We start from the raw sequence: 2,221 nt of genomic DNA, 5'->3' as shown, positions 1-2,221 counted from the left end.
AAGGTGCACGCCCCGCGGCCGATCCGGTTCCACCGGGCCGCGCGGCAAGGAGATATATTGCCAGACCGGAGGGGCCCCGGGGGCGGGAATCGCGCACTCCATATTTTGTTCACAAATGAATAGGTCCCTCAGTCGCATCACTGAGGTTAAAACTGAAGCATTGGCTTCTGATATTGGCGATGACCAGCTGTTTTATGAGTATTGAGACATCGGTCATCTCTGGAGCGCTACTTTACTCCAAAGGCATCAGCCATTTGTTTCCCATCGGTAAAAGGCAGGTTTTGTTCGCCAAGCGTTCTTATATATAGCTAGATACGGGTTCGAACCCGTGCACCGGCAACAAAAAAGCGACCAACCGGAGTCGATCGCTTTCTATTCCATGGTGGGCCGTCAGGGGTTCAGCCTGCTTCGCAGGCGGCCGCTGCGGCGCTTTCGCGCCTTGCGCGCTGCGCTGGCAAACGCTCACGCGTTTACTCAGCTCCGCGCCCCGACGGGTTCGAACCCGTGCACCGGCAACAAAAAAAAGCGACCAACCGGAGTCGATCGCTTTCTATTCTATGGTGGGCCGTCAGGGGTTCGAACCCTGGACCTTGGGATTAAAAGTCCCCTGCTCTGCCAGCTGAGCTAACGGCCCGCGGGTGGCATTGTACCACGGTCTGGGACTATTCCCAACTCCATTGGCCGTTCTGGAAAATCACAACTTCACGTCCATCAGGCGTAATGCCCGTAATATCGATGTCGTCCGTGCCGATCATAAAATCGACGTGCGTGCTCGAGACGTTAACGCCATGCTCCAGGAGCTCCTCCTTGGACATGTCATACCCACCCTCGATGCATTCGGGGAAACCGACACCTAGCGCGAGATGGCAGCTAGCGTTCTCGTCATAGAGCGTATCGTAGAACAGAACACCACTTTCGCGGATCGGCGTGTTCTTGGAAATGAGCGCGACCTCTCCCAGGTGAGCAGCGCCCTCGTCAGTATCGATGATACTTGCGAGCGTTGCCTTGCCCACGCGGGCGTCGTAGTCCACCACCCGGCCGCCCTCGAACTTAATCCAAAAATCTTCGACCTTATTGCCGTGATGAATGAGCGGCATGGCCGAGTACACGATACCGTCGGCGCGCATGCGATCGGGCGAAGTGAAGACTTCCTCGGTGGGAATGTTGGGGAAGAAGGGGTGCCCATCGGGCGTCTTGCCCTTGCCGCCGGCCCACTCGTGACCTTTCGTCATGCCAATCGTCAGATCGGTTCCATTTGCCGCGTTGTAATGCAGGTAGTCGAAACGATTGTCGTTCAGGAAACGCAGGTTCTTTTCGAATGCGGCGTCATGGAGTTCCCAGTCGCTCTCTGGGTCCTGGCCATCGGCGCGCGCGGTGTGCAGAATCGCATTCCACAGCTTATAGATTGCAACCTCATCGGCGTCTCCCGGGAACACCTCGTGCGCCCAAGCCACGACCGGAGCGCCGGCGATGCACCACGGATTGATGTTGTAATCCAGTCCACGGCGGAAAACTTTGCACTGCGTATTCCTCGCCTTTGATGCCGCGGCCGGCTTGGCTGGATCGATGCCCTTGAGGGCCGCAGGATCCGCACCCTCGATAAAGACAAAGCAGGCACCATCCTGGGCCAAGGAATCCAGCTGCATGCGCTTCCACTCGGGCGTCTGCTCAAAATAGCTTTTCTCGACATGCTCGTACGTGAGCCTCGTCACGGCATCATCGGCCCAAATGACCGTCACGTGGCCGGCGCCGGCAGCATAGGCCTCCGCGACCACCACGCGCGCAAACGGCGCGCACTCGACCGGAGACTGAACGACGACCTCCTGGCCGGGCTTGACGTTTACGCCCTTGCGGACGACCAGGCGCGCGTAGTTTTTAATCTTGGGCTCCAGGGCCTTCATGCCCTCCAGAGCCTCTTCGACCGTCAGGGCAGCTCGAATCATGTGCCACTCCATCTATCTATAGAACAGTAAAAAGGCGCGCCGCAAAAACGACGCGCCTTATATCTTAGCGATAAGTATGTATGCAAACGCTACTTCTTCTTGGAGTCCTTCTTGTCCTCCTCGGCAGCCGCGCGCTCAATAAGAGCGTTGAGCTTGTTCTCGGACATGCCCTCGGCCTGCGCGCGGTACATGTTGCGCAAGGGACGAATACGAGCGAAGTCATAGATAAAGTCGCCCAAAATGATGACGTAGGACAAAACAATGCCGACCATCTGGAC

The 2,221-nt window shown here is 57.4% G+C and carries 1 protein-coding gene, 1 tRNA gene and 1 pseudogene; all 3 read right to left on the bottom strand.

What is annotated here, in order from left to right:
• Positions 1-558: 558 nt before the first annotated feature.
• Positions 559-634: transfer RNA gene (locus tag AB5164_RS10065), tRNA-Lys, on the bottom strand.
• 28 nt (positions 635-662) lie between these two features.
• Positions 663-1,943, bottom strand: a complete 1,281-nt coding sequence (locus AB5164_RS10060) for an aminopeptidase (RefSeq protein WP_161155894.1) — start codon at positions 1,941-1,943, stop codon at positions 663-665.
• Between the two features lie 89 nt (positions 1,944-2,032).
• Positions 2,033-2,221: pseudogene (locus AB5164_RS10055) on the bottom strand (hypothetical protein); the annotation flags it as partial.

The organism is Collinsella aerofaciens, from assembly GCF_040915425.1.
In the GTDB taxonomy this organism is placed as follows: Bacteria; Actinomycetota; Coriobacteriia; order Coriobacteriales; family Coriobacteriaceae; genus Collinsella; species Collinsella aerofaciens_BW.
This window is presented reverse-complemented; position numbering and strand designations above follow the sequence as displayed.

Coding starts and splice junctions, on each gene's coding strand:
- AB5164_RS10060 (WP_161155894.1), bottom strand. CDS start 1,943: ATGATTCGAGCTGCCCTGACGGTCGAAGAGGCTCTGGAGGGCATGAAG.